At 64.6% G+C, this 26090-nt stretch carries 25 protein-coding genes; 14 read left to right on the top strand and 11 right to left on the bottom strand.

Features of this window, described 5'->3' with window-relative positions; translation table 11 throughout:
- Positions 1–30 precede the first annotated feature (30 nt).
- Both ACQCST_RS17880 and ACQCST_RS17875 read right to left on the bottom strand, forming a co-directional pair.
- A complete protein-coding gene (locus ACQCST_RS17880) occupies positions 31–2493 on the bottom strand; it encodes a bifunctional lysylphosphatidylglycerol flippase/synthetase MprF (protein WP_426997057.1) in 2463 nt (820 codons plus the stop codon).
- 167 nt (positions 2494–2660) lie between these two features.
- Entirely contained in the window at positions 2661–2954 is a 294-nt protein-coding gene (locus ACQCST_RS17875; RefSeq protein WP_426997056.1) for a hypothetical protein, read from the bottom strand.
- 108 nt (positions 2955–3062) lie between these two features.
- On the opposite strand from ACQCST_RS17875, the gene ACQCST_RS17870 reads away from it, so the two are divergent.
- Together ACQCST_RS17870 and ACQCST_RS17865 are read left to right on the top strand one after the other, a co-directional pair.
- Positions 3063–4796 (top strand): ABC transporter ATP-binding protein, encoded by a 1734-nt coding sequence (locus ACQCST_RS17870; protein WP_426997055.1) that lies wholly within the window; start codon positions 3063–3065, stop codon positions 4794–4796.
- A complete protein-coding gene (locus tag ACQCST_RS17865; protein ID WP_426997054.1) occupies positions 4793–6814 on the top strand; it encodes an ABC transporter ATP-binding protein in 2022 nt (673 codons plus the stop codon). Before ACQCST_RS17870 ends, ACQCST_RS17865 begins: the two co-directional genes overlap by 4 nt.
- A gap of 100 nt (positions 6815–6914) precedes the next feature.
- On the opposite strand, the gene ACQCST_RS17860 is transcribed toward ACQCST_RS17865, so the two are convergent.
- Entirely contained in the window at positions 6915–7253 is a 339-nt protein-coding gene (locus ACQCST_RS17860; RefSeq protein ID WP_426997053.1) for a hypothetical protein, read from the bottom strand.
- A gap of 128 nt (positions 7254–7381) precedes the next feature.
- Complete coding sequence (locus ACQCST_RS17855) at positions 7382–7750, bottom strand: hypothetical protein (RefSeq protein WP_426997052.1); 369 nt, start codon at positions 7748–7750, stop codon at positions 7382–7384.
- A gap of 233 nt (positions 7751–7983) precedes the next feature.
- Here ACQCST_RS17855 and ACQCST_RS17850 point away from each other — a divergent pair, with 233 nt between their 5' ends.
- Positions 7984–8670: a DinB family protein gene (locus ACQCST_RS17850; protein ID WP_426997051.1), complete on the top strand. Its 687-nt coding sequence runs from the start codon at positions 7984–7986 to the stop codon at positions 8668–8670.
- A 39-nt stretch (positions 8671–8709) separates the two neighbouring features.
- On the opposite strand, the gene ACQCST_RS17845 is transcribed toward ACQCST_RS17850, so the two are convergent.
- From ACQCST_RS17845 to ACQCST_RS17835, 3 genes are all read right to left on the bottom strand, one after another.
- The gene (locus ACQCST_RS17845) at positions 8710–8958 is read right to left on the bottom strand and encodes a type II toxin-antitoxin system RelE family toxin (RefSeq protein WP_426997050.1); all 249 of its coding nucleotides are present in this window, start codon (positions 8956–8958) and stop codon (positions 8710–8712) included.
- Positions 8959–9296: 338 nt separating this feature from the next.
- A complete protein-coding gene (locus tag ACQCST_RS17840) occupies positions 9297–9950 on the bottom strand; it encodes an NADPH-dependent F420 reductase (protein ID WP_426997049.1) in 654 nt (217 codons plus the stop codon).
- A 77-nt stretch (positions 9951–10027) separates the two neighbouring features.
- The gene (locus ACQCST_RS17835; RefSeq protein WP_426997048.1) at positions 10028–12208 is read right to left on the bottom strand and encodes a transglycosylase domain-containing protein; all 2181 of its coding nucleotides are present in this window, start codon (positions 12206–12208) and stop codon (positions 10028–10030) included.
- Positions 12209–12510: 302 nt separating this feature from the next.
- Here ACQCST_RS17835 and ACQCST_RS17830 point away from each other — a divergent pair, with 302 nt between their 5' ends.
- Entirely contained in the window at positions 12511–12828 is a 318-nt protein-coding gene (locus ACQCST_RS17830; protein ID WP_426999215.1) for a DUF3311 domain-containing protein, read from the top strand.
- Positions 12825–14534 (top strand): monocarboxylate uptake permease MctP, encoded by a 1710-nt coding sequence (mctP, locus tag ACQCST_RS17825; RefSeq protein WP_426997047.1) that lies wholly within the window; start codon positions 12825–12827, stop codon positions 14532–14534. The genes ACQCST_RS17830 and mctP overlap by 4 nt, the downstream gene beginning before the upstream one ends.
- Positions 14535–14638: 104 nt before the next feature.
- Here mctP and ACQCST_RS17820 read toward each other — a convergent pair whose 3' ends face one another.
- Both ACQCST_RS17820 and ACQCST_RS17815 read right to left on the bottom strand, forming a co-directional pair.
- Positions 14639–14818 carry a hypothetical protein gene (locus tag ACQCST_RS17820; RefSeq protein ID WP_426997045.1) on the bottom strand — a complete coding sequence of 60 codons (180 nt, stop codon included), beginning with the start codon at positions 14816–14818 and terminating at the stop codon, positions 14639–14641.
- A gap of 56 nt (positions 14819–14874) precedes the next feature.
- A complete protein-coding gene (locus ACQCST_RS17815) occupies positions 14875–15348 on the bottom strand; it encodes a sensor histidine kinase (protein WP_426997044.1) in 474 nt (157 codons plus the stop codon).
- 259 nt (positions 15349–15607) lie between these two features.
- Between ACQCST_RS17815 and ACQCST_RS17810 the strand changes: the two genes are divergently transcribed.
- Positions 15608–16006 (top strand): hypothetical protein, encoded by a 399-nt coding sequence (locus ACQCST_RS17810; RefSeq protein WP_426997043.1) that lies wholly within the window; start codon positions 15608–15610, stop codon positions 16004–16006.
- Positions 16007–16051: 45 nt separating this feature from the next.
- On the opposite strand, the gene ACQCST_RS17805 is transcribed toward ACQCST_RS17810, so the two are convergent.
- Entirely contained in the window at positions 16052–16297 is a 246-nt protein-coding gene (locus ACQCST_RS17805; RefSeq protein ID WP_426997042.1) for a DUF2630 family protein, read from the bottom strand.
- Between the two features lie 194 nt (positions 16298–16491).
- On the opposite strand from ACQCST_RS17805, the gene ACQCST_RS17800 reads away from it, so the two are divergent.
- From ACQCST_RS17800 to ACQCST_RS17785, 4 genes are all read left to right on the top strand, one after another.
- Positions 16492–16710, top strand: a complete 219-nt coding sequence (locus tag ACQCST_RS17800) for a hypothetical protein (protein WP_426997041.1) — start codon at positions 16492–16494, stop codon at positions 16708–16710.
- Between the two features lie 24 nt (positions 16711–16734).
- Positions 16735–17778, top strand: a complete 1044-nt coding sequence (locus tag ACQCST_RS17795) for an LLM class flavin-dependent oxidoreductase (RefSeq protein ID WP_426997040.1) — start codon at positions 16735–16737, stop codon at positions 17776–17778.
- Positions 17779–17970: 192 nt separating this feature from the next.
- On the top strand, positions 17971–19056 hold the full coding sequence (locus ACQCST_RS17790; protein WP_426997039.1) for a ferredoxin reductase: 1086 nt from the start codon (positions 17971–17973) through the stop codon (positions 19054–19056).
- Between the two features lie 13 nt (positions 19057–19069).
- Positions 19070–20269 (top strand): fatty acid desaturase family protein, encoded by a 1200-nt coding sequence (locus tag ACQCST_RS17785; RefSeq protein ID WP_426997038.1) that lies wholly within the window; start codon positions 19070–19072, stop codon positions 20267–20269.
- 18 nt (positions 20270–20287) lie between these two features.
- Here ACQCST_RS17785 and ACQCST_RS17780 read toward each other — a convergent pair whose 3' ends face one another.
- Positions 20288–21124, bottom strand: coding sequence for an alpha/beta fold hydrolase (locus ACQCST_RS17780; protein ID WP_426997037.1), 837 nt, complete (start codon positions 21122–21124; stop codon positions 20288–20290).
- A 533-nt stretch (positions 21125–21657) separates the two neighbouring features.
- On the opposite strand from ACQCST_RS17780, the gene ACQCST_RS17775 reads away from it, so the two are divergent.
- The 4 genes from ACQCST_RS17775 (at position 21658) to ACQCST_RS17760 (ending at position 26005) form a co-directional block, all read left to right on the top strand.
- Positions 21658–22110 carry a hypothetical protein gene (locus tag ACQCST_RS17775; RefSeq protein WP_426997036.1) on the top strand — a complete coding sequence of 151 codons (453 nt, stop codon included), beginning with the start codon at positions 21658–21660 and terminating at the stop codon, positions 22108–22110.
- Positions 22111–22198: 88 nt separating this feature from the next.
- Positions 22199–23344: a hypothetical protein gene (locus ACQCST_RS17770; RefSeq protein ID WP_426997035.1), complete on the top strand. Its 1146-nt coding sequence runs from the start codon at positions 22199–22201 to the stop codon at positions 23342–23344.
- 1 nt (position 23345) lies between these two features.
- A complete protein-coding gene (locus ACQCST_RS17765; protein WP_426997034.1) occupies positions 23346–23855 on the top strand; it encodes a hypothetical protein in 510 nt (169 codons plus the stop codon).
- On the top strand, positions 23852–26005 hold the full coding sequence (locus tag ACQCST_RS17760; protein WP_426997033.1) for an OmpL47-type beta-barrel domain-containing protein: 2154 nt from the start codon (positions 23852–23854) through the stop codon (positions 26003–26005). Before ACQCST_RS17765 ends, ACQCST_RS17760 begins: the two co-directional genes overlap by 4 nt.
- Positions 26006–26090: the final 85 nt, after the last annotated feature.

The raw sequence follows: 26090 nt of genomic DNA, 5'->3' as shown, positions 1-26090 counted from the left end.
TCGTCGTTCCGGCGGCTTATTGCGTCATGCTCATTTCCGCGATGGCGGGCGCCTGAGGATTCTGCGCAGCAGCTGGAATCCCTCCCCGAGGGAGAGGTCGGGCAGGTACGCCCGGGTGAGCGCATTTCCGATGCCGGGAAGGGCCGCAGAGTCCGGGTAAACCATGTAAAGCGGGGCATAGCGGGGGCGGAACTTTCCTTTGAATGCCAGCAGGGACCGGAACCCGTAGACCGGTTCAAGGGCGGATCCCAGGCGGTCCAACAGCCGGTCGAGGCCTCCATCTGCCTGCGGAGAGAAGTCAAACGGGCCGGGTTGCCGGTCTCCGGCCGCACGGGCCAGGGGTGCCCCGGAAAGGCTGATGAAGTCGCATCCTTCGTCCCTGAGACTCGTTGCGGCGGAGGCAATAAGGAATTCAATGGACGCCCGGAATCCCGTGCTGCGCCTCCTCATAAAGTCCAGGGTCCAGCCGACGATGTGTCCCTTGCGGTAGACAGGCAGCCATGACGTGACGGCATGGACGCGGTGATGGGTGTCGATGGCGAGCAGGCAGCGGACTTCGGGGTCGTTGAGTTCGTCCAGGCCCCCGAGGGTGAAGCCCATTTCGGGCATCTTTTTGTCGGCGATCCATTCTTCGGAAATGGCCTGGATCTGGGCCTGGACCGAGAGATGTGCTGTGGGGTAGCGGATCCATTCTGCGTGGATTCCCGCCTTGGTTGCGTTGTTCATCGCGGTGCGGATGTCCTGGAATTTTTTCCCTTTGAACGACAGCGAATCCAATGGCAGGACCGTCTCCTGGGCAACCTGCACGGAGCCCCATCCGCGATCGGAGGCCGCAGCTCGGACTTCCGCGGGAACGGAGTAGAAACATGGTGTCCACCCATTGGACGTGCAATAGCGGGCGAACTCCTCAACGACTGCGGGCATGCGGGATTTTGGTCCGACAGGTGCACCGAGGGTGAGGGCAATACCGGAAACGACCCTGTAAGCGATGAAGCTGTCGCCAGTGGTGGAGAACCAATAGGTGTTGCCGGGCCAGGTGGTCATCCAGGATATGGAGCTGCTTTCCTGTGTAGTCAGGATCACCCGTGCCCGGACCTTATCAGCGAAATGAGCCGTGTAGGCCGGACGCAGAAACGTACTGAGGACCAGCACGCCCGTCACGGCCCAGAAGAGAATGCCAACGCCTTCGTAGAGCAGAACAGCCCCCGGGCTTTGGGGGAAAAATGCGGGAGGTGCGTCAACCATGAACCCCAGTGGCAGGAACCTGTCCGGAACATCGGCCACCAGCTCGGCGGGTCCAGGGACCGGTGCGAAGCCCGGTGCGAGGGCCAGGGCAGCACCAACATAGACCAGGCCGAGGACACCCGCCAGGCCCAGGATGCGGGCGGCGAGGCGAGGGTAGGTCCCCTGGGGCGCCGCAACCGGGAAAAACGTCCGGCATGCCAGCAGCACTCCGGAGAGAACCACCGGCAAGAGCAGCGGCAGTACAAGAGTTAGCGGGTGTGCGTGGCTGGTCATTTCGATCGCTCCGATCCCCTCCGCGGCGGCTGTGTCCGGATTGGTCGCCTGCAGGACGCCCGTGATGGCAATGACGGCCGGTACCGACAATCCCACCTGGACCAGCAGCGCAGCGGCCCAGGCGAAACGCCGACCGCGGCGAAGACCGTCCGCGAGCAGCAGCAGCAAAAAAGACGGAAGAATGGCCATGAAAACCCCGCCGGCCCCGGCCCTCACCTGCAACTGGGCGCCGGCGCACTCTTTGGCCTGCGCCGGGTCGGCGCACAGAGTCTGCAGTGTCTGGGGATCTACGGGCTGGATGTTGGTGAACAGGAAACGCAGGACCGACAGCGGTCCGGCCGCGTGCGGGATCAGGCCGGCAACGACCGGCCCGACGGCCGAGACCGCCACGAGAAGTGCCACCAGGACCCGGGCTTCATGCCGCGAACTGACGGGGCGGCCGAACCGGGGCCGGCGGCCCAGAAGCACCGGCCCCAGAAGAGCCCCCGCGCCCGCAGCCCCAAGTCTGACCAGGTCAGCGAACCCTCCACTGTATAGGGTGAGCAGTATCAGCAGTGCAAAGATGACCAGCCGGATCCGGCGGCGCCACAGGGTGGCCAGACCCGCGGTCCAGGCCATGGCCGCCCCAACGATGAAAGCACTCGGCCCCAGGAACACATGCCCGCTCATTTCCTGGGTCCAGCTCCCCATCAGGTTCTGTAGGGTGTTCCAGAATCCAGCGGCGGCCACGATGCCCACAATCTGGGCCACCAAGGCGGAGACGGCCAGCTTCCGGCTTCCCATCTGCCGTTCCAAAGGTATGCCGGCAGAAAGCACCAGGATGGTTCCCAGCACATAACCAGCCAGATCCCGTGCCCAGAACGCGGAGGCCAGCAACGCCCACCAGTGGCCGGCAAGCGCATGCGCCGTCGTTGAAACTTCCGTCCTCAACGGCCCGGCCGGTCCGGAGACAATGCTGGAGGACAGGATGCCCACCGTCCAGAATACGGCGACAAACCCCAGAGAGACCGGGGCACCTCGCAGTAGATTTCTCGAGGCGGGTGGTACTAGGAAAGTCAACAAGGAAGGTGCATTTCCGATCCGGGCTCCAGCCGTAGAGTTTGCGACAACGCTTGGCCGGCGATTGACGCCGAGCCTGAGCTTTATGCCGCCTCGAAACAGGCCCGGGGTGGACGCCTTGACCGTGCTGAGCATTCTCTAAGTTTACCAACGGACGCCGCCCCGGATTCGGCGTTACGGGTCAGCCGCGGAACTTCGAGGGTGATCAGGCCCATTCCATGCGCGACGAATTTCATAGCGGCGCCGTCAGACAGCTTGGAGATCGCCTCGAGCGCTGTGACGAATATATCGCCGCCGCGTTTGCCCGCAGCGACGGCTAAGAGAGTGATGAGGCCCTCTGAATGCTCTGACGGCCGCTCGCGAGCAGGGTTCGCCATTGCCCCTGCGGTGTCGGAACGCGTATTCGCCCTGAGAGGAACCCTAGTTGCCCCCAGCAACGAGTCGTAGACTGGCCTTCGAATCACCACGCGTGGGTTGGAGTACGGATGCTCTGGAAACTGCTCGTTGAATACCTGCGGCCGCAGCAGCGGCTGCTGATCGCCGTCGTCATTTTCCAGCTGGCGCAGTCCATCGCGTCGCTGTACCTGCCCACGCTGAATGCGGACATTATTGATGAGGGCGTGGCCAAGGGGGACACCGGTTACATCCTGCGGCTGGGCAGTGTCATGCTGCTGATCACCTTGCTCCAGATCGCCTGTTCGGTCACCGCCGTGTACTTCGGTGCGAAGGCGGCGATGGCGATGGGGCGGGATCTGCGCGGTGCGGTGTTCACCCGGGTGGGGGAGTTCTCCGAGCAGGAAGTCACCCGCTTCGGCGCGCCGTCGCTGATCACCCGCTCCACGAACGATGTCCAGCAGGTCCAGCAGCTGGTGCTGATGAGCTGCACGCTGATGGTTTCTGCGCCCATGCTCAGCATCGGCGGCGTCATCATGGCCATCCGGCAGGACGTGCAGCTGTCCTGGCTGATCGCCGTGAGTGTGCCGGTGCTGCTGATCGCCGTCGGACTGATCGTGGTCCGCATGGTGCCGCTGTTCCGCAAAATGCAGACCCGGATCGACACCGTCAACCGCGTGCTCCGCGAACAGCTCACCGGCATCCGGGTGGTGCGTGCCTTCGTCCGCGAGGACATGGAAACCGCACGTTTCGCGCTGGCGAACGAGGACGTCACGGACGTTGCGCTGCGGGCCGGACGCCTGATGGCGCTGATGTTCCCCGTGGTCATGCTGGTGCTGAACATCTCCAGCGTGGCGGTGATCTGGTTCGGTTCGTTCCGGATCGAGGACGGCTCCATGCAGGTGGGCACGCTGATCGCCTTCCTGAGCTACCTCATGCAGATCCTCATGGCAGTCATGATGGCCACGTTCATGGCCGTGATGATCCCGCGCGCGGCCGTCTCCGGGGACCGGATCGGCGAGATCCTGGGCACCGAATCGAGCGTCCGCCCGCCGTCGAACCCGGTCAACGAGACCACCGGCCGCGGCGAGCTGGAACTGCGCGACGTCGGATTTGCCTACCCGGGTGCCGAGCAGCCGGTCCTCAGCGGCGTCAGTTTCACGGCCAGTGCGGGGCAGACGACGGCGATCATCGGCAGTACCGGTGCGGGGAAAACCACCCTGGTGAACCTGATGCCGCGGCTCTTCGATACCACCAGCGGCTCGGTGCGGATGGGCGGCGTGGATGTCAGGGAGCTGGCACCGGACCTGCTCTGGGGGCACATCGGCCTGGTCCCGCAGAAGCCGTACCTGTTTTCCGGCACGGTGCGCAGCAACCTGCTTTACGGCAAGCCCGATGCCACGGAGGACGAACTCTGGCGGGCGCTCGGGATCGCCCAGGCGCGGGACTTTGTGGAGGAGATGGAGGGCGGCCTTGACGCACCCATCTCGCAGGGCGGCACCAACGTCTCCGGCGGGCAGCGCCAGCGCCTCGCCATAGCCCGTGCACTGGTGAAACAGCCCGGGCTCTACATCTTCGACGATTCCTTCTCATCCCTGGACACCGCCACGGATGCCCGGCTCCGGCGGGCCCTCAAGCAGAACACCTTCGGTGCCACCATCGTGATCATTGCCCAGCGGGTGTCCAGCATCATTGACGCCGATCAGATCCTGGTCCTGGAGGACGGCCGGATCGTGGGGCAGGGCAGACATGAGGAACTACTCGAATCGTCCGTGACGTACCAGGAGATCGTGTCCTCGCAGCTGGCTGCGGAGGAAGCGGCATGAGCACCTCAAACCGCACCGGGCCTCCTGCCGGAACGGGAGCCGCCGCCGTCGGACGCTCCGCAGAACGGCCGGCAGGCCCGCCGCGCCCGCCGATGGGACCGGGCCGTGGCGGGCCGTTCGCCGGGATGAATGTCCCGGCGGAAAAGGCGATGAACTTCGGGCCGACGGCGAAGCGGCTGCTGGGGACGCTGCGGCCGGAGCGGCTGTGGCTGGCGCTGGTGCTGGCGCTCGCCGTGGGCAGCGTGGCGTTCTCGGTGATTGGCCCGCGGCTGCTGGGCCAAGGCACAAACCTGATCTTTTCCGGTGTCATCTCCAAGGAGCTGCCGGCCGGGGTGAGCAAGGCCCAGCTCCTGGCCGCCCTGCGCGCTGCCGGTGAAAACCAGAAGGCGGACATGCTCAGCGGCATGGCGCTGACCCCTGGTGTGGGCATCGATTTTGCCGCACTGTCCAGCCTGCTGTTGTGGGCGCTGGCGCTCTATGCCCTGGCCTCGGCGTTCGGCTGGGTCCTGGCGTACGTGCTCAACGGCGTTGTGCAGCGCACTGTGTACCGGCTGCGCGAGCAGATCGAGGCGAAAATCAACCGGCTCCCGCTGCGCTATTTCGATTCCATCCAGCGCGGCGAGCTGCTCAGTCGGGTGACCAACGACGTCGACAACATCTCCCAGAGCCTGCAGCAGTCCATCAGCCAGGTGGTCACCTCCCTGCTCACCGTGGTGGGCGTGCTGCTGATGATGTTCCTGCTCTCGCCCACGCTCGCCCTGATTGCCCTGTTCACGATTCCGTTGACGCTGGTGACCACGGCGCTGATCGCCAAGCGCTCGCAGAAACTGTTCGTGGCGCAGTGGAAAAACACGGGGGAGCTGAACGGACAGATCGAGGAGACGTATACGGGCCATGCGCTGGTGAAGGTGTTCGGCCGGCAGCGGGAGGTGGAGGAGCGCTTCCGGCAGAAGAACGCGGAGCTTTTTGCCGCCAGTTTCGGCGCGCAGTTCATCAGCGGCCTGATCATGCCGGCCATGACGTTCATCGGGAACCTCGTGTACGTGGGGATCGCCGTGGTGGGTGGGCTGCAGGTGGCCACCGGCGCGATGCAGCTGGGCGACGTGCAGGCCTTCATCCAGTACTCGCGCCAGTTCACCCAGCCGCTGGCCCAGCTGGGGTCCATGGCCAATTTGCTGCAGTCCGGTGTGGCGTCCGCCGAGCGGGTGTTTGAGCTGCTGGACACGGAGGAGCAGAGTGCAGATCCGGTTCGTGCCGCTGTTCCTGTTGGCGGGCGCGGTCGGCTGGTGTTCGAGAACGTCTCCTTTGCCTATTCGCCGGACAAGCCGCTGATTGCTGATCTGAGCCTGGTGGCCGAGCCGGGGCAGACGGTCGCAATTGTTGGGCCGACCGGTGCGGGCAAGACCACCCTGGTGAACCTGATGATGCGCTTCTACGAGCTCGATGCGGGACGGATAACGCTCGACGGCGTGGACGTCGCCTCCATGAGCCGGCACGAGCTGCGCGCGCGGATGGGGATGGTCCTGCAGGATACCTGGCTGTTCGGCGGCACCATCCGGGACAACATCGCATACGGCCGCCCGTCCGCGTCCGAGGCGGAGATCCTGGAGGCGGCGACAGCGACGTACGTGGACCGGTTTGTGCACTCGCTGCCGGAGGGCTACGACACCGTCCTCGACGACGAGGGCGGCAACGTGAGCGCCGGCGAAAAGCAGCTGCTCACCATCGCCCGGGCGTTCCTGGCCCGGCCTTCAGTCTTGATTTTGGACGAGGCGACGAGCTCGGTGGACACCCGCACCGAGGTGCTGGTGCAGAAGGCCATGAGCGCGCTGCGCTCCGACCGGACGAGCTTCGTGATCGCGCACCGCCTGTCCACCATCCGCGACGCTGACCTGATCCTGGTGATGGAGTCCGGGCAGATCGTGGAGCAGGGGACGCACGCGGAATTGCTGGCTGTGGGTGGGGCTTATTCGCGGTTGTATGAAGCGCAGTTCGCGGCGCCGGTGGCGGAGGTATAAGGGCGGCAGTGCTAACAAACCATCGCGTCGATGCGGTCACGAAGATCCCGGTCGCGATCTTGCCTTCCGCCGCCCGCACCGGAAATGCTCAGCTGAAGCCTCAGCTGCAGAATTGGGTGAAGGTGGTGCCGGCCTGCTGATAATCGGACTTCAGCTCGGAGAGCTTCTCCGAGTCCGGGCTTGATTTCGCCGACTCGTCCGTGTATTCGATGATCGACTGCAGCGCGGATTTCAGCTCGTCCGAGGCCACTGCCTCGATGGGCCGGATCTGGTTTGCGAGACGGTTCATCCCGGTCTTGCCGATGCCGTTAGCCGGGCTCGACAAAACGGTCTTGACCCGCTCGCAAGTTTCGGCAGTGGTCAGTTTCGTCGGTGCGGAGCACGCCGATGCGGAGAGGAGAAGTCCGGTGGCGATCAGGGCGGTGGCGAGTCTCTTCATGGGTCCCTCAGTAGTTGATTGAGGTATCGATTGTAAGCAGAGTGCAGGGCCGGGCGTCGGCTCGGGACAATGGAAGCCGGAGTATGACCGGATGATCTCCGAGGACTGTAGCGGGATTCTCCAGATGGTCAGTAGAGATACACGTCCACGATGAGGGCGGCGGAGGCCGCCAGCAGGGCCGTGTAGCCGGTACGCACCGCAGGGTCCCGTCGCCCCGGACCGACTGCTACGGCCACGGACGCCCCGGCAAGGGCGAACATACCCGACCCGGTATCCTGCCAGCTGACGGGGAAAAATGCGAAAGGCAGGTCATGGGAAAACAGGCCCATGGCTCCGGTCCAGCCCAGGATGGAATTCCAGAAAACCGGCATGACAAAAGCGGCGGCAAACACTGTTGCAAGCAGGAGCGGGCGCCTCTCGCGCAACACCAGCAGGACCAGGAGAAGCGCCAGCACCGCGGACATGGCGGCTCCGGAAAGCATCTGAATAGCATCCATCGGGTTCGCTCCTCATCGCAGGCGGGCAAGCCTTCACGGTGAAGACCACAGGCCCGGCGAAACCATCGCCGGTGCCATCTATCATCCACGGACCAGCCGGCTGCTACCCGACAGCCCGGTGTCCCTGTGCGTGGCGTCCGCCGTCGTCCTTTTCGCTTCTGCGGAGTCCGACGCCCCTGACCAGCTGATCATGCATTTCCGGACTCGATGCGGGGCGGCTAACCCTTGACTGCGTGGACGTCGCCTCGATGAGCCGGCACGAGCTGCATCGCCTGCGGCTGACCGGACACCAGCCTCACATCAGCGGGGCTGTTGGCCAGATCGACGCCTACCGGCGGGCCCTTGGAGCGATCAGCGGCACCGCGGGTAGACTCGCGCCCATGAGGCAAGTGGACGATCAGGGGCGCCCCGAGCCTCCCCTCGCAGCTGATGAGACCGCGACCCTCCTGGGTTTCCTGGATTACCAGCGGGCCACGCTGGCGTGGAAGTGCGCGGGACTGGATGCGGCCGGCTTGCAGGCCACGACTGCCGCGTCGTCGATGACGCTTGGCGGCCTGCTCAAGCATCTGGCCTACGTGGAGAGCGACTGGTTCTCCGGGTCCCTGCACGGGCGGGCCCGCCAGCCTCCGTGGGACACGGTGGATTGGAAGGCCGACCCCGACTGGGAGTGGCATTCGGCCGCCAACGACGCCCCGGAACAGCTCCGCACCCTCTGGCGGGACGCCGTCGCCGGTTCCCGCTCCTTGGTGGCGGAGGCGCTGGCCGACGGTGGCCTGGGACAGCTCGCGAAGCGCACCTGGTCCGACGGCACAGCACCGAGCCTGCGGTGGATCCTGTGCCACATGATCGAGGAGTACGCCAGGCACAATGGCCACGCCGATCTCCTCCGTGAATCGGTGGACGGGCGAACCGGAGAGTAGCCGCAGGATTGGGTGCAGCCGAGCTTACGTCGCGTAGGATCAGCGCGTGCAGACCTCGCGCCGGTGCGCGACCCGGACAACGGTGATGGTCAAGATGTTGTCCTGGATCTCGTAGAGCACCCGGTGGTCCCCGATCCGGATCCGCCAAGCGCTTTGTTCACCGGTCAGCTTCTTGCAGCCCGTTGGGCGGGGATCAGTTCCGAGTTCGGCGATTGAGACCAGGATTCTCCTTCGCGTGCTGGTGTCCAGCTTGCGGATCTCTTTGGCGGCCGCGGTGGTGAAATCCACCGTGTGGCCGGCCGCGCCAAGAGCTCAGCCTGCAGCTCGGCCAGATTCACGCGCCCGCCATCGTCGTTGGCCTTGGCCGCACGGAATTCGGCAAGATCCGCCGCCTCTTCGATTTCTTCAAGGCGCGTAAAAATCCTCCATACCTATCAGGACGGCGACAGGCTTTTCATGGCGGGTGATCTGCACGCGCTCATGTCCATAGTTTGTTGACAACATCGGGCAGGTGTTCGCTGCCGCAGGGCCGCCGGGGGATGGTACGGATGGGATCGCCGGGGGAGGACGACGGCGGGAGGCTCCCGCCGTCGTCCTCTCGCGTTCTGGAATGGTCCGAAGAACCGTCAGATGGTCCGCGGCGCCTTGGCCAGGTTCTCGGTGAGCTCCGCCGCGTTCTGCCGCACGACGTAGGCCGGGCGGTCCCGTTCCGCGCGCCAGCTCTCGGACAGCGGCCCGATGTCGACCGTGTCGAAACCGAATTCGTCATACAGCTTTGTCACCAGCCCGCTGGCCTCGGGGTAGTCGCTGGCCGTGGCCAGCGCCCGGCGGTTGTCCGTGCCTGCCGGGGTCCCGTCGATGGTGATCTGGCCGTACTGAATGTGGTTGAAACCCTTGGCCACCTTTGACGTTGGCAGGTGTTCCTGCAGCAGCCCGGAGGTGGTGGTTTCACCGTTGTCCAGGGCAGGAAAACGGCCGTCGCGTTCCCAGTAGTAGTTGTTTGTATCGATCACGATCTTGCCCGCCAGCGGCTCCACGGGGATGTCCTTAAGGCTCTTCAAGGGCACCGTGACGACGGCGAAATCGCCCGCCGCGGCCGCTTCGGCTGCCGTCGCGGCACGGGCCTTTGGACCAAGCTCCGCCACGAGCTCCGCCACGAGCTCCGCCGGCGTCTCCGGTCCCCGCGAATTGCTGATCACCACGTCATAGCCCAGGTGCACCGCCTTGCGCGCAACTTGGCTTCCAATGTGTCCTGCACCGATGATTCCGATTGTTCTCATATCTGCGGCAACCGCCTCCGGGGTGCAGTTATTTCGCAGATTGCGCAAGAAGACGACGGCGGGGGGCCGTAGTGCAGTCATCGCGAAGGACCCGGGGTTGGGCCCGGCGGCGTAGTCATGGACGCTGGTGGCGCCGGAAAGGCTCCGGCCGGGTACAGCCCGGCAACCTGCAGCATGTAGTTGGCCCATTGCGGCCCGGCGAGCATATACCCGTCGATGCTTTTGTAGAACTTGCCATTAACGGTGACGTTCTGGCCGGCCCGCTTCTGGCCTTCCATCGTGTCGCCGAAAAAGGACGCCGTGGCGATGCCGCTGGTGTACCCGACCACCCAGGTGGCGCCGTTGTTGTTGGAGGTACCTGTTTTGGCCGCCACGGGCACCACGCTCTGGACCTTCGGATTAATGTAGATACCGGACCCCATTTTCAGCACGTCCTGGAGCACAGAGTTCACTCCGCGGGCAACCTCGGGCTTGACGGCGTCCCTGCAGCTGCTGGTCTCGGCCGGAAGCTTCCGTCCCGCCGCGTCGGTCACGTCCACAATGGCGATCGGCGCGCAGTACTTCCCGTCGTTGTCGAAGGTGGCAAACGCATTGGCCAAGTGGAGCGGCGCCACACCGATGGCCCCCAACAGGTTGCCCAGTTGGTGCATGTTCACCGGGGCGTTGTCCAGGCCGCTGTGGAGCCCCACGGTGTCCACCATTCTCTGGATGCCGCAGAAGTCCAGCTGGGCGGCCTCAGCGAAGGTTGCCGTGTTGATGGAGTTGTAGAGCCCGTAGTTGACGGGCATGGGGCGGTAGTACCCCGCATCGTTGTTCTGGAGGTCGTCCGCGGCGCCGAGGCCGGCATTTTTCTGCTGCGTGCTGTAGGCGCCAAGTACCTTGCCGCAGCTGGATTTCCACGGAAAATCGAGTGGATACGACCGCCGGGAGGCGTCCACCGTGGTGGTCATGGATTTGCCCTCATTGAGCCATTCCGCGAACGTGAACGGCTTCATCGTGGACCCCGGTTGGAACCCGCCGGCCCCGTTGAGATCATTGCCGTTGGCGTCCTTGGAATCGACGTTGAAGTTTAGCTGCGTATCGAATTTCCCGGATTCGGGAAGAAATACGGTGTTCTGCGCCATTGCGAGGATCTTGCCCGTGCCGGGCTGTATGGAGACCAGGGACGCGCCCCATTTGTCCGGGTTGGCCCCGGCCGTGGCGTCCACCTGGGCCTGCGCGGCCGCCTGCAGCCGGCTGTCCAGCGTTGTGGTGATGGTCAGGCCGCCGCGGTCCAGCACCCTCTCGCGGTCGGTAACGTCAACGCCGTAAGCAGGGTTGTTGAGGATCAGGTGCGAGACGTAGTCGCAGAAGTACGGTGCCATTTCCGTGGAGGCGCAGCCCTGCTTTCCCGGGGCGATCTTGAGATCCACAGGGGTGGCCACGGCGGCGGCGTGCTGATCCTGGGTGATCTTGCCCTGGCTGAGCATCTTGTCCAGCACCTGGTTGCGCCGCTGCATGGAGTTGTCCGGGTGGACGGCGGGATCGTAGAAGCTGGGGCTGTTCACCAGCCCGGCGAGCAGGGCCGCCTGCGGCAGGGTTAGGTCCTTGGCGGTGGTGCTGAAGAAGTACCGTGCCGCGGCTTCGATGCCGTAGGCGTCCCGGTTGAAGAACACGATGTTGAGGTAGCCTTCCAGGATCTGGTCCTTGCTGAACTTCTTCTCCAGCTCGATGGCGAGCTTCATCTCGCGCAGCTTGTCACCGACGCTTTTCTGTCCGCTGAGGACAACCAGATCGCCCCTGTCGGCTGAAACCAGGGACTCGTTGAGCACATTGGTGACGTACTGCTGGGTCAGGGTGGACGCGCCCTGCCTGCCGCCGCTGGTCAGATTGAACGTCATTGCCCGAAGAATCCCCTGGGGATCCACGCCGGCGTGCTCGTAGAAGCGGCTGTCCTCTATGGCGATGATGGCGTCCTTGATGTACGGGGACATCAGGTCCAGGCCGACCTTCACCCGGTTCTCCGCGTAGAAGGTGGCGATCGGCTTTCCGTCCGAGGTCAGGACCGTGGTGGCCTGCGACGGCGGTTCCACCGCCAGCTCTCCGGGAAGGTTGTTGAAAAACGTAATCGAACCCGTGACCGCTGCACCGGCAGCTGCTACACCCGGGATGATCAGGCTGGCGGCCAGGACGCCGCAGATGCCGCTCACCGTGAAGAATCCGACGAGCCTTCCCAAGGCTGCGGCCAGACGAGCCCCAAATCGATGCTTCGAAGCCATTTTGTTCCAGCTATCTCGCGTGCAACGTGTGTTCAGAATACGCCGCAACGGGAGCAATCAACCAGAGATCGGCCGCCTGAATCTGCCCCTCCCTTTCAGCCTGCCACAGTCGGGCCAGATACGGCCTCGGGAGCTATATGAGAGTGGGCGGAGAGGAAGTATTCTGAAATCACCCTGAAGAGGGTGCTCTATATTCAATATCGCGGTGGAAGACCGCAGGCCCGATCGGTTCCGGGGCAAGCTGTTGTTTTCTCTGCAGTGAGCTGGATCGTGATAGGTCCACGAAGGAGCCCTACGTGTCAATGGAGACGAATCCCCGCGATATGCCAACCCGTGGGCCGGCGAGACCGGCTCCCTATGTCGTCAGCGGGGTGCTGCTGGGACTGGGAATCATTATTCCGTTGCTCGTGCCGATGTATGCCAGCATCGAGCCGCGTTTGGGCGGCATGCCGTTCTTCTACTGGTACCAGATGCTGCTCGTGCCGATCGAGGCTGGTGTCATCGGCATCTGTTACTGGGTCGTGACACGCGAGGACCAGCGCCGCAGGGACGTCCTGAAGCGCGATATGCCCGGCAAGGCGCCGGCGGCAACGAACGACGACGGCGGTGAAGGGCGATGAGTATCGTTCCAAGCTCCGCCGGCGCAACCTCCGCGGTGATGGCTGAAGGTCCCGCCAGAAGCATCGACGGCGTGGCGCTGGCCGTCGTCGTCGTACTCTTTGTGCTGGTGGGTGTCCTGGGATTCTATGCCGCCCGCTGGCGCGGCGGCGGCAAAGAAGGCCTGCACACGCTGGACGAGTGGGGCTTGGGCGGCCGCAAGTTCGGATCATGGGTCACTTGGTTCCTGCTGGGAGGCGACCTCTATACGGCGTACACGTTCGTGGCTGTGCCCGCGGCGATGTGGGCTACCGGTGCAGTGAGCGGGTTCTTCGCAGTGCCCTACACGATCGTGCTCTACCCCATTGTGTTCCTGCTGATGAGCCGGCTCTGGTCGGTCTCGCACCGGCACGGCTTCGTCACCACCGCGGACTTTGTGGGCGGGAGGTACGGCAGCAAACCGCTCTCCATTGCCATCGCGCTCACCGGTATGGTGGCCACCATGCCCTATATCGCGCTACAGCTCGTGGGCATCAAAGCGGTGCTGACTGTATTGGGTGTGGGCAGCACGGATAACCCGTTGCTCAACGATCTGCCACTGGTCATCGCCTTCGTGGTGCTGGCCGCTTACACCTTCACCTCCGGGTTGCGTGCCCCGGCCATGATCGCCGTCGTCAAGGACGTGCTGATCTATCTCGCCGTGATCGTGGCCATCATCTACCTGCCGGCCAAGTTCGGCGGCTGGGGCACCATTTTCGATGCGGCCCAGACCAAGCTCACGGCGCTCAGCCCGGCCACGGGCAAGCCCGTCGGCGCCATCATCCCCGGCGCGGCCAGCTACTCGGCGTACTGGACGTTGGCGCTGGGCTCGGCCCTGGCGTTGTTCATGTATCCGCATTCAGTCACTGGTGTGCTGGCGACCAAGAGCCGGAATACGATCCGAAAGAATGCCGCGCTGCTGCCGCTCTATTCCCTGGTTCTCGGCTTCCTGGCGCTGCTGGGCTACGTGGCCATTGCCGCAGGGACCAAACCGACCGAGCTCGACGGCAAGACGATCAATCCGCAGCTGGTGGTTCCGCAGCTGTTCCTGGACAATTTCCCGTCCTGGTTCGCCGGAGTCGCGCTGGCCGCGATCGCCGTCGGCGCCCTGGTGCCGGCCGCCATCATGTCCATAGCGGCGGCAAACCTGTTCACCCGCAACATCTACCGGGACGTTTTCCGGCCCGATGTCACACCCAGAACGGAGGCCAAAGTCTCCAAGATAGCGTCGCTCGTGGTGAAGTTCGGGGCGCTGATCTTCGTCATCACCATGGACCAGTCCGCCGCCATCAATTTGCAACTGCTGGGTGGCATCTGGATCCTGCAGACCTTTCCATCCATCGTGGCCGGCCTGTATACGCGCTGGTTCCACCGGTGGGCGCTGCTGGCAGGCTGGGCAGCGGGCATCATTTACGGGACCGTGGCCGCGTACAACGTGGTCAGCCCGGCGACGAAGCAGCATTTTGGCGGATCGATTGCAGCGATCCCGGGCACCGATGTGCAGGTATACATCGCGGTGGTCGCGTTCGCGATCAATGGAATGGTGGCGGTGCTGTTGACGCTGGTCTTCCATGCCATGAAGCTGGCGGACGGCAAGGACATTACGCGGAGCTCCGACTACGGCGCCAACGAGGACAATCCGAAGGTGGTCAAATTGTCAACGGAATTGCCGCAGACCCCAATAGCCTGAACCGAATACTCAGAGACCTTCGCGTCTCCACACCGGCCAAAACGCTGCTGAGCGATGAAAACGGCAAGGTGACCGGCGCCGTCGTCGATTCACCGGAAGGGCAGTTATTCGAGGCCGTCGTCCTGGCCCTCAAGATGCTTCGCCATCGCTTCGCAGGCCTGGTTCCACCGCGCTGCGAGCGCATGACGGTTCAGGGGCTCGAACATGCCGGTCAGTACATTCTCCAGTGCATCGTATGCGGCGTCCCTAACCCGCTCCTGCGCCGCCGGGCTGTAATAGTTCATGACAGTAATTCGACGCTGACGGACTTGCGGATGGCATCCATGGCGGGGAACAAAAGTCAGTCGAGCGGGAGCGTAATGGTCAAGGACGTGCCCTGGCCGGGGGCGGACGCGATGGCCAGTACACCGCCTGCCTCGTGGACGGCTTCAGACACCGGGCGAAGTCCGTAACCGTCGTGCCTGCCGGTGGCGGGGCAGCTGTCGTCGAACCCGGTACCGTTGTCCGTGACAGTCAGCCGGATGCCGTGGAATACGGCGGAGAGGCGGACCGTCACATCGGTGGCGTGCGCGTACTTGAACGTGTTGCTGAGGGCTTCCTGCGCGCCCTGGTACAGGACCGATGCGGAGTCCGCCGAGATCTCGATGCCGTGGTGCGGGGTCTCCCAGTGAACGGCAGTGCCCTCCCTGCGCAGCGGTGCCGTGAGCCGGTCAATACAGCCGGCCAGCCCCAGCGCGTGGAAATCCAGAGGGTGTTGATCGGTCAGTACACCGCCGACGGTGGTGACTTCATCGAGAGCTGATTCCTGCGTCATTGCTGGTCCCCTGCCGCCGTGATGCTGTCTGCGCCCGCTGGGTGCATCCCGCGAGCGGTTCCTCTCACAAGCGTGGACCGCGAGCCGCAGGGATTCTGAAGCTTTCCCTCAAGATTTGCTCAGCTTTGAGGACTGCGTTCAGTCCGGCTTCCAGGCATAGCGGCGTTCGGGGCGGCCGACGCCGTATTTGAGCCTCACATCCACCCGTTCCTCGACGTTGAGGGGCACCAGGTAACACCCCCGCGGTAGCATCATGACCATGCCCGACGCACTACACATCGCTGGCCCCATCCTGGAAGTGCTGACCTGGATCTGCCTTCCGTCAGGCCTGATCCTGCTGCTTATCATCGCGTTCAGACGGCGCTTCCAGGAGCGCTGGTCCACGTCCGAGGGCGTTGTTTATGCGGATGCCAGCGGCACGGGCTTTCGGTGGTTCGATCACAAGTACCGGGTCCACAATGCGCCAATGTCCCCTCACGATATCAAGGACCTGGCGGTGGGGGACCCGGTCCTGATCTACTACGACCACAACATCCCGTCCCGCTGGCAGAGCACTCAGCCAGAGCTCCGCGGCAGGACCACTCTGATCCTGGGCCGGATACTCACCGGAATCGGACTGGCCGCGCTGATCGCCGGCTTTATCCTTCCAATGTTCTGAGAACGTCCTGGCCGTTCGGGCCCGGCAAACCTTCGCGTCCGCCTGCTACTGGCGGTACCCCTCAACTTCCTTGATCGGCCTCTGCGTAGCCTCGTCGGGGTTCTCGCCTGATTCCTTTTTCGCGCGTCGCTGCCGCAGGAGATCCCAGCACTGATCCAGACTCTCTTCGACGCGACGCAGCCGCTCGCGGCTGCCTTCAGTGCCGCCGTCGTCGGCCGGTGATCCGTCACGGAGCTCATGCTCTTCCTCGACCAGTGCCGTGATTCGCTGGAGAATATCCTGATCGTTCACCGTGTCCTCGTTCTCACGTTGGGGCTTCCTCCCATCAGGTTACTGAGGCACTCCGACTGTGGCCATAGGCAGGGGTCTCCGTAATTCCCGGAAGCCGGCCGGAGACTTCCTCAACGGCGCGCGTGAGGATATTCTGAAACAAGCCAAGACGCTGCATGCACAGCGCCCCAGTTCTTGGCATGGAAAGGCCTGCTATGTCGGACAAACTGCACCTCACCCCGGAAGACGATTTTCCCGAGGATCTCTCAGTCATAGAGGACAAGGAACTTCAGGTTCTGGACAGCCAGGTCCAACGCCAACTGGACTACGAGTACGTCGCAGAAGGGGAGCCGCACCCGGAAACGGAGTTCAGGCACTACGATCTCGACGACGAGTTCGAGGACCGCGACAAGCGCGAACCGTCGTCCAGCTGATGCGCCCGTGACGCGCTTGAAGCCGTGACGCCGGTGAAGAAGCGGATCGGTTTTCTGTCCTTTGGCCATTGGGGATCAGCGGAGGGATCCCAGACACGGAGTGCGCGGGATTCGCTGCTTCAGGGCATCGAGCTGGCCGTTGCCGCCGAGGAACTCGGTATTGACGGGGCGTTCTTCAGGGTGCACCATTTTGCCCGCCAGCAGGCCGCGCCCTTCCCCCTCCTTGCCGCCATTGCAGCTCGGACCGGCAGGATTGAAATGGGCACCGCCGTGATCGACATGCGCTACGAGAATCCGCTCTATATGGCCGAGGAAGCAGCCGCCACTGACCTCATCAGCGGTGGCCGGCTGCAGCTCGGCGTCAGCCGGGGTTCACCCGAACCTGCCAGCGACGGAGCGGCTGCCTTTGGCCATGTCCCGGCCGAAGGGGAGACGGACGCAGACATGGCCCGCCGGCACACGGAGGTCTTCCGCCGGGCCATCGCCGGCGCGGGAATGGCCCGGGCCGATCCACGCTATGCGGGAGCGTCCGCCGGTCTGCTGCCCGTCGAGCCGCACTCGCCGGGGCTGGACGAGCGGATCTGGTGGGGTGCCGGAACGCGCCAGACGGCGGTCTGGGCAGGAGGGCTCGGCATGAACCTGATGAGCTCTACGCTCCTCACCGAGGACACCGGCGTGCCGTTTGATGAACTTCAGGCCGAGCAGATCGCCATGTTCCGGCAGGCGTGGGCGGATGCCGGCCACGCACATGAGCCAAGGGTGTCTGTCAGCCGGAGCGTGCTGCCCCTTGCCGACGAGGAGGACAAGCGGTACTTCGGTGGCAGTGCCCTGCGGGAAGGCCACGACCAGGTGGGGAGAATTGACGGCCTCACTGCACGCTTTGGCAAGAGCTACGTAGGCCCGCCGGACGTCCTTGCCGGGCAGCTGGCCGCTGACGCCGCCGTCCAGGCCGCCGATACGCTGCTGCTCACGGTCCCCAACCAGCTCGGCGTGGACTTCAACGCCAAGCTGCTGGGGACCATCGCCAGGCACGTTGCACCGGCCATCGGGTGGGCTCCGGCGCAGTAGGCGACTTGCCCCAACCGCTCCGGCAAGCAATCCTGTTAACAGGGGAAGTTAACGGGGGAACCAGTTCCGGCCTGAAGGCGTTGGAACTTTAAGCTGCTTGGGGGCTTTGCATCCACCAACATTGCATGAACGTGGCGACCGTCATGTGACGAGGAGAAGAAATATGGTACAAGCCGCCTTAAGGTTATTGACATGATCCGGCTACGTCGGCTGGCTTCAGTCCTGACCACTCCACTTGCACCCGAAGACATTCTGGCGCTGTTCAACCCTGTCTTCTCGGCACGCCAGCTGCGGGGTGTGGTGACGCGGGTGGTCCAGGAGACGGCGCAGTCAGCCACTATTTACTTCCACCCCGGCCGCGGATGGCAGGCCCATCTGGCAGGCCAGTGGGCCCGGATCGGCGTCGAACTGGACGGTGTCCGTCACTGGCGCTCGTACTCCCTCAGCGCACCCGCCGGGACGGACCCAGCAATCACGGTCACCGACGTCGGCGCTGTGTCCGGCGCGCTGGTGCGCACCACGCGCCCTGGCGACGTTCTTTTCCTGGCCCCGCCGCAGGGAAACTTCATCCTGCCGGAGCACCCGCGGTCGCTGCTGATGCTGACTGCCGGAAGCGGCATCACTCCGGTGATGTCCATGATCCGGACGCTGGTGCCCCGCCGCCCGGATGCTGACGTCGTGCTCATCCACTCAGCCCGTACCCCGCAGGACAGCATCTTCCGCGAGGAACTGGCCGAGCTGGCGGACCAGTTCCCCAACTTCCGCGTCAACCAATGGTTCACGGGGGAACAGGGCCGGCTCGATTTCAGCTCCACGGTCGAGCTGGAGCGGATCTGCCCCGACTGGGCGGAGCGCGCCGCGTACGCGTGCGGACCGGAGGGGTTCCTGGACGACGCCGAAGCCCTGTGGGCAGCGGCCCTGGAATCCGGCGCCATTGGATCAGACGTTGCCCTGCGCGACGATCCCGGAAGCCTGATGATCGAACGCTTCACCACCAGCCTTGCCGGCGGAGCTGGGCACGACGGCGGACTGGTCACCTTCGAGTCCTCCGACCGCGAAGTCGAAGCCGACGGCGATACCCCGCTGCTCGACGTCGGCGAAGATGCAGGTGTGTTGATGCCCAGCGGCTGCCGCATGGGTATCTGCCACAGCTGCCTCACGCCACTGCTCGCCGGTCATGTCCGCGACCTCCGCACCGGCGAGGTCCACGGCGAACCCGGCCAACTCATCCAAACGTGCGTCTCGGCAGCAGCCGGACCCGTAAACCTCGAAATCTGAGGAGTAACCACCCATGTCAGTAATCTCCAACACCGAAGCAACGGACACCGGGACCAAGCCGGCGCGCGACAAGGAGCGGGTGGTTGCGAAGACGCGGCCCGGAGCCCTGGCGGCCACCGGAAGCCCGCTGGTCCGTCCGCCTGCCGCCGCGCATCTCTCGGACGAGCAGGTGGCTGAGCTGGCCGTGGAACTTGATGCCATCCGTGACGATATCCTCGCCAAGCGGGGTGCGTCCGACGCCGCCTACATCCGGCGCATGATCAAGATCCAGCGTGGCCTGGAGATCTCCGGCCGCGCAGCCCTTCTGGTGAGTAAGAACAAGGCCGCGTGGGTCACCGGTACCACGCTGCTGAGCTTCGCCAAGATCCTGGAAAACATGGAGCTGGGGCACAACATCCTGCATGGCCAGTGGGACTGGATGCGGGATCCGGACATCCACTCCACCACCTGGGAGTGGGACTTCGTCACCCCGGCACGCTCCTGGCAGCACACCCACAACGACCTCCACCACCGCTGGACCAACGTGGTGGGCATGGACAACGACGTCGGATACAACCTGCTGCGCATGGACGAGGATCAGCCGTGGAAGCCCTTCAACCTGGGCAACCCCCTCTACAACGCGATTCTGGCGCCCATCTTCGAATGGGGAATCGCCATTTACGATCTGGAGCTCGCCGACTACCAGGAGGGCAAAAAAACCAAGGCTGCGCTGCTTAAGGACCTGAAAGCGCTGGGGCGTAAGGCCGTCAAGCAGTTCACCAAGGACTATGCCGCCACGCCGGCGGTTGCCATGCTCACCGGTTCCGGTAAACAGGCCCTCTACGGGACGCTGACGGCCAACGCCGTGCGAAACGTCTGGGCGCACGCCGTGATCTTCTGCGGCCACTTTCCCGAGGGCGCGGACACGTTCACCGAGGAAATGGTGGCAGGGGAGACCCGCGGTGACTGGTACGTCCGGCAGATGATCGGCTCTGCCAACATCTCAGGGTCCAAGTTCATGCACCTGATGACCGGCAACCTGTCGCACCAGATCGAGCACCACCTCTTCCCGGACCTCCCCTCCAACCGGTACGCCGAGGTGGCGCCCAAGGTGCGCGAGATCTGCCAGCGCTACGGACTCGCCTACACCACCGGCCCGCTGCTCAAGCAGGTCGGGTCCTCGTGGGCGAAGGTCTTCAAGTGCGCCTTGCCGGGCAAAGCCGCAAGGGCCTGAGGCGCTACGCCTGAGGAACTAATTAGCGAGGAAGGCGAGCAGGACGTCGTTGACCTCTGCGGCGTGCGTCCACAGCATGCCGTGAGGGGCGCCGTCGATCTCCACATACTCGGCGCTGGGCAGCGCCTTGGCGAAAAGCCTCCCGGTGGAGTCAATCGGCAGGATGTTGTCCGCGGTGCCGTGCATGATCAGTGACGGGACGTCGATCTTGGGGATGTCGGCGCGGAAATCCGTGAGCCAGGTGGGCTGGGCGGCCACGGATGCCGTGGCGCCCGCCCCGGCCGCCAGATTCCAGCCCGCATTCATGACTTCCTGGCTCAGGCGCGGTGTGCCCAGGAACGTGCTGCTGTTGTAGAAGTTCTTGAAGAACTCGGTGAAGAACGCGTAGCGGTCCGCGGTAACGGCTTCGGTGAGGCCGTCGAACACAGACTGCGGAACACCGCCGGGGTTGTCCTCGGTTTGCAACAGGTAGGGCTCCAGCGAGCCGATGAACACGGCTTTCGCAACGCGGGCCGAGCCGTAATGGCCCAGGTAGCGGCCCACCTCGCCGGTGCCCATGGAGAATCCCACCAGTACGGCGTCGTTGAGATTGAGGGCGTCAAGGACCGTGTTGAGGTCCCCGGCGAAGGTGTCGTAGTCATAGCCTCCGATCGTCTTGCTGGACCTGCCGAAGCCGCGGCGGTCATACGTGATTACCCTGTAGCCGGCGGCGAGGAGGGCCACCGTCTGCTTCTCCCATGAGGAGCCATCCAGCGGGTAGCCGTGGATCAGGACGACGGCCTGCCCCGTTCCGTGGTCCTCGTAGTAGAGCTCGATGTCAGTGTTGTGTTCATTCCCGACGGTGATGTAAGCCATGCCGGCAGTCCTCTCGGTAGGGTGATCGCGGTCATTCGCAATCGGCACTACCCACTCTGCTCTACTCGCCGCCCGCAGCCAAGGACAGGCCGCCGGTGCCCGGGCCACACGTTTGCCGAGGCGGCGGCGGATACTGCTTTACTCCTCCTTTCCGCGTCATCGGCCGCCCTGGGAAGTGCGGCAATTCCGACTACTTGCTTTATCCTCGCCAGCAGCCGCAATGAGAAGGCGCTCAGGCAAGGAATCCCCTGATTTCCGTGGATTTGGTGGCCCGGGGGCCCGAGGACGAAGCGGCTAAGGGCGCTCCGGATTATTCGCTGATTCAGCAATCAAACTGAGTACACGCGGGCGCGAGCCAAGCAATTTTGGCCAGCCCCCGGGAAAAAGAGCAGTACCGCTACGCGTTGTCTGGTCCGGACTATGCGTGGAGCATGAGCGACATCGATCAGTCGTCCAGCAAACTTCGCACGGAGGGTGCTCCAAACGGCTCAGCGTCTCATTTCTCAGCCACACCGATTCAAGGAGTCTCACTCATGCGCAAAATGACCAAGAAGAACAAACTCCTGGCAGCTGCTGGAGCATTGGCCCTCGTCACGGCTGGCGGCGGTGCCGCGTACGCGTACTGGACCACCACTGGCTCCGGCACGGGAACGGCCGCGAACTCGACCGGCGGCGGCACAGTGACCCTGCATTCCACGTTCTTGCCTGGGCTTGCCCCGGGCAACTCCGAGAGCGTGGCCTACACGGCAGACAACTCGAGCAACACCGGCACAGTGGTGGGTGCGCTCACTGCCTGGGTCACCACAAGCGACGCTGGCTGCCTGCCCGCATGGTTTACGGTCACGGCTGACACCACCAACTCGGCGGTGGGAGCTAATTCGACCGCAACCGCGGTGGGCTCCGGTACGCTGACGTTCCTGAATGACGCCGCAAACCAGAACGCCTGCAAGAGCGCAGTCGTCACGGTGCACGTCACTAGCCTCTAAAAGACTTCGCCGGCGGGCAGGCTGAGAGCCCGCCCGCCGGCGAATTCCACCACCCGCCTATGGCAGCACCGGTCAGAAGGGGCTCGACGTGCAGAACGAAGCTGGGTACTTCAGCACATATATTCGCAGGAAAACCATTGCAGTCGAAGTGCTGCTGGTGGGTCTATTGGTCATGCTCCTTTCAGCCGGGACCATCTTCGCCGCCAGCCAGGCCAGCAAACCCGGCATCACCGTACAGATTTCCCCGGCAAGCCAATCCATACAGCAAGGCCAGACCGCAGCCTACGTTGTCTCCGTGACGTCCACCGGGGGCTTCACCGGCACCGTTGGTCTCGGGGTCACCGGTCTGCCCGGCGGATCATCGGCAGCATTCGCACCCGCGTCGGTGACGCTGGGCTCGGGAAGCACCTCCACGGCAAGCATGAACGTCGCAACCAGCCAGGCCACCACGACCGGCACCTACACCCTCAAAGTAACGGGCACCAGCGGGAAAATCAGCGGCAGCGTGACCGCCAGCCTCACCGTGAATTACCGGATTTCCGGATCATTCTCCATGAGCGCGACGCCGTCCTCGGTCACCGTCCCGCCCGGCGCCACCGCTATGTACGACCTTCAGCTGACGCGGAACAACTTCGCCGGCCCCATCACCCTGAGCGTCCTGGGCGGTTTACCCACCGGTGCGGTTGCCAAGTTCTCCCCCAACCCGGCCACCGGCGGATCCTCGACGCTGCAGATCACCACGGCGGCCAGCTCCCCCAACGGAAGCTACAACCTTTACCTGGTCGGCTCCGGGCAGGGCACCACGGGCAAGACGCAGTACGCCTATGCGAACGTCCAACTGGTCCTGGACTCCACGCTGAAGCAATTTACTCTTTCGGGGAACCTGGCCGGGCTTCTGGCACCGGGGACTTCCCTGGCCCTGGACCTCCAGATCTCCAACCCCAACACCAAGGCCCTATCTGTGACCAACATCTCCGTCTCCATTGCTGGCGTCACCCGGACGGCGGATGCCAGCAGCAGGAATCTGCCCTGCACACTGGCGGACTACACCGTGACTCAGTACAGCGGACCCTACCCCCTCTCGGCGCCGCCGGGCAGCAGTTCGCTCTCCGGACTGGGCATTACCCGGTCCCTTTGGCCCCAGATCGGGATGCTCGACACCCGCACCAACCAGGACGGCTGCAAAGGCGCAACCCTCCAACTGTCCTACTCCGGATCAGGACAGGGGAACTGAGATGACCACCAAGGGATGGATCATGGACAACGGCCGCCGCGGCGCCAAAACCGCCGCCCTGACCGCCATATTGTCACTGGCGATCGGCACGGGAGGTGCCTACGCCTACTGGACGAGTACCGGCGCCGGCACCGGCTCCGCCGCAAACGGAACCATGCAGACCGTCACCGTCGAGGCCTTCGTTTCCGGTGACAGCCCGCAGTCGACGCTGGTCCCCGAAGGCACAGCAGAGACCATCCTGCGGGTCACTAACCCCAACCCCTATACCGTGCAGGTCTACAGCGTCTCGCCCAACGGCCCCGCAACCGCCGACAGCACCCATACCGGATGCACTACGACCGGCGTCACCTTCACCGGCACGGCCGCCCCCACCACCCCGGCGGTCTATGTGGCGGCGAACTCGACGGCGTTAATCACCCTCCCCGGCACGGCGGCCATGGACTCCACATCTCAATCCGCATGCCAGGGTGCCACCTTCCACCTTCCAGTCACGTTGGCGGTGCGCAAATGAGCTCCGAACCACAACCATCCGCCTCCGGCGGGAACGGCAGCCCACTTAAGCGCCTGCCCTTGGTCCTGGCTGGGATCCTCCTCCTTCTGGGCGGGATCGGTACCGCAGCGTACGCCTTCTGGGAATCTCTCAGCAGCGGCAATTTCGCCGCCGCAGCGGCCGATGCGCTCACGCCCGGCGCTCAACCTGCCGTCACCGCCAACGGCACAGACCTGACCGTGACCTGGCCGGCCGGCTCCACCACCGGCGGGCGGCCCGCCACCGGATACACCGTGACAAGGTACGCAGCAGCCACCGGCGGATCCGGAATCCCGGCCACCGGCGCCTGCGCCGGAACAGTGACCGCCCTCAGCTGCACCGAACAAAACGTGTCCGGCGGTGTCTGGTACTACACCGTGACCCCGGCCATCGCACTATGGAATGGCGGAGAAAGCCCGCGCAGCAACGGCGTCAGCAACGACGCCACACCTCCCGTGGCCACGGTGGTCTCAATCTCGCCCGCACCGAACGCCGCGGGCTGGAACAACACCAGCCCAGTGACCGTCAACATCAGCGCCCAGGACGCCGCAGGCGGGTCCGGCGTCGCCTCCATCACCTACGCGATCGATTCCGCCGCCCCCGTGACGGTCAACACCGCAACCGCAGCCGTTCCCGTCAGCGGGGACGGCAGCCACACGGTGTCCTACTTCGCCACCGACAACGTCGGCAACGCCGGCACGCCCCAAAACCAGGCAGTTCGGATCGACACCGCCGCCCCAGCTGCGCCTTCGCTCAGCGTGCCCACCTACGTCAACAGCGCCAACGTCGCCGCCGTACCGGTCAGCGGCACCGCCGAGGCCGGAGCAACCGTGACCCTCACCGCCACCGACGCCAGCTCACTCCACACCGTCACCGTGGCCACCACTGCCTCAGGCACCGGAGCCTGGTCCTACGGCACCTTGAACCTGACCACCTTCAGCCAGGGAACCCTCAGCTACACGGCTAAGGCGACCGACCCCGCCGGCAACACCGGTTTGCCCACCACCGCCACGGACACCAAAGACACCATCGCCCCGGCCGCCCCGACACTGACCGTACCCGCCTACGTCAACAGCGCCAACGTCGCCGCAGTACCGGTCAGCGGCACCGCCGAGGCCGGAGCAACCGTGACCCTCACTGTCACCGACGCCGGCTCAGCCCACACGGTCAGCGCGGCCACCACCGCCTCAGGCACGGGAGCCTGGTCCTTCAGCACCCTGAACCTGACCACCCTCAATCAGGGAACCCTCAGCTACACGGCGAAGGCGACCGACCCCGCCGGCAACACCGGTTCACCCGCCACGGCCACGGACACCAAAGACACCATCCCCCCCGCGGCCCCGACACTGACCGTGCCCGCCTACGTCAACAGCGCCAACGTCGCCGCAGTACCGGTCAGCGGCACCGCCGAGGCCGGAGCGTCGGTCTCACTCACCATCCGCGACGTTGGTTCTGCCCACACGGTGCCAGCGGCCACGACCGCCTCCGGCACCGGAACCTGGTCCTTTAGCACCCTGAACCTGACCACCCTCAACGACGGAACCCTCACCTACACGGTGACGGCGGCCGACCCCGCCGGCAACACGGGTTCGCCCACCACCGCCACAGACAAGAAGGACGTCGTGGCACCGACGGTAATCGGCTTCACACTGCTGAACGGCACAGGCAGCCCCAAATCCAATGCCGCTATCGCCGACAAGGGCGACACCGTGACTATCCGATACGCCGAAGGCATGGACCCCGCCAAATTCTGCCCGGGCTGGAGCGGAAGTTCCGCTCTTAGCGGCACCGTGACCATCACTAACGGCGGCACTGGCGGGGCCAACGACACGCTCAGCATGTCGGGAACCGGCTGTTCCACACTGACCATCGGCACAATGACACTGGGCGGAGACTACATCGGGGCAACAGCCGCCGTCTTCGGTACCAGCGGCAACGGCAACGCCTCCACCCTCACCTGGGACTCCGCACTCACCACCCTGACCATCAAACTCGGAACCCTGTCCTCCGGGACTCCGCTGTCCCCGGTCACCGCTGGAACACCGTCATACACCCCGGCAACGAGCCTTACCGACGCCGCCGGCAACCCCCTCAGCACAACGTTCTATTCCTCCGGCACCAGCGGGTTCTGACACCTTCCCTCGCCGCGGCGCCACCGCCACGGGGCTTCGGCTCCGCAGCGGCCGTGTCCAAGCCATGGCGGGTCTACCTGAAAAA

Source organism: Pseudarthrobacter sp. N5, from assembly GCF_050157035.1.
GTDB lineage: Bacteria > Actinomycetota > Actinomycetes > Actinomycetales > Micrococcaceae > Arthrobacter.
The sequence above is the reverse complement of the archived record's forward strand: the minus strand, read 5'-3'. Positions and strand labels throughout refer to the sequence as shown.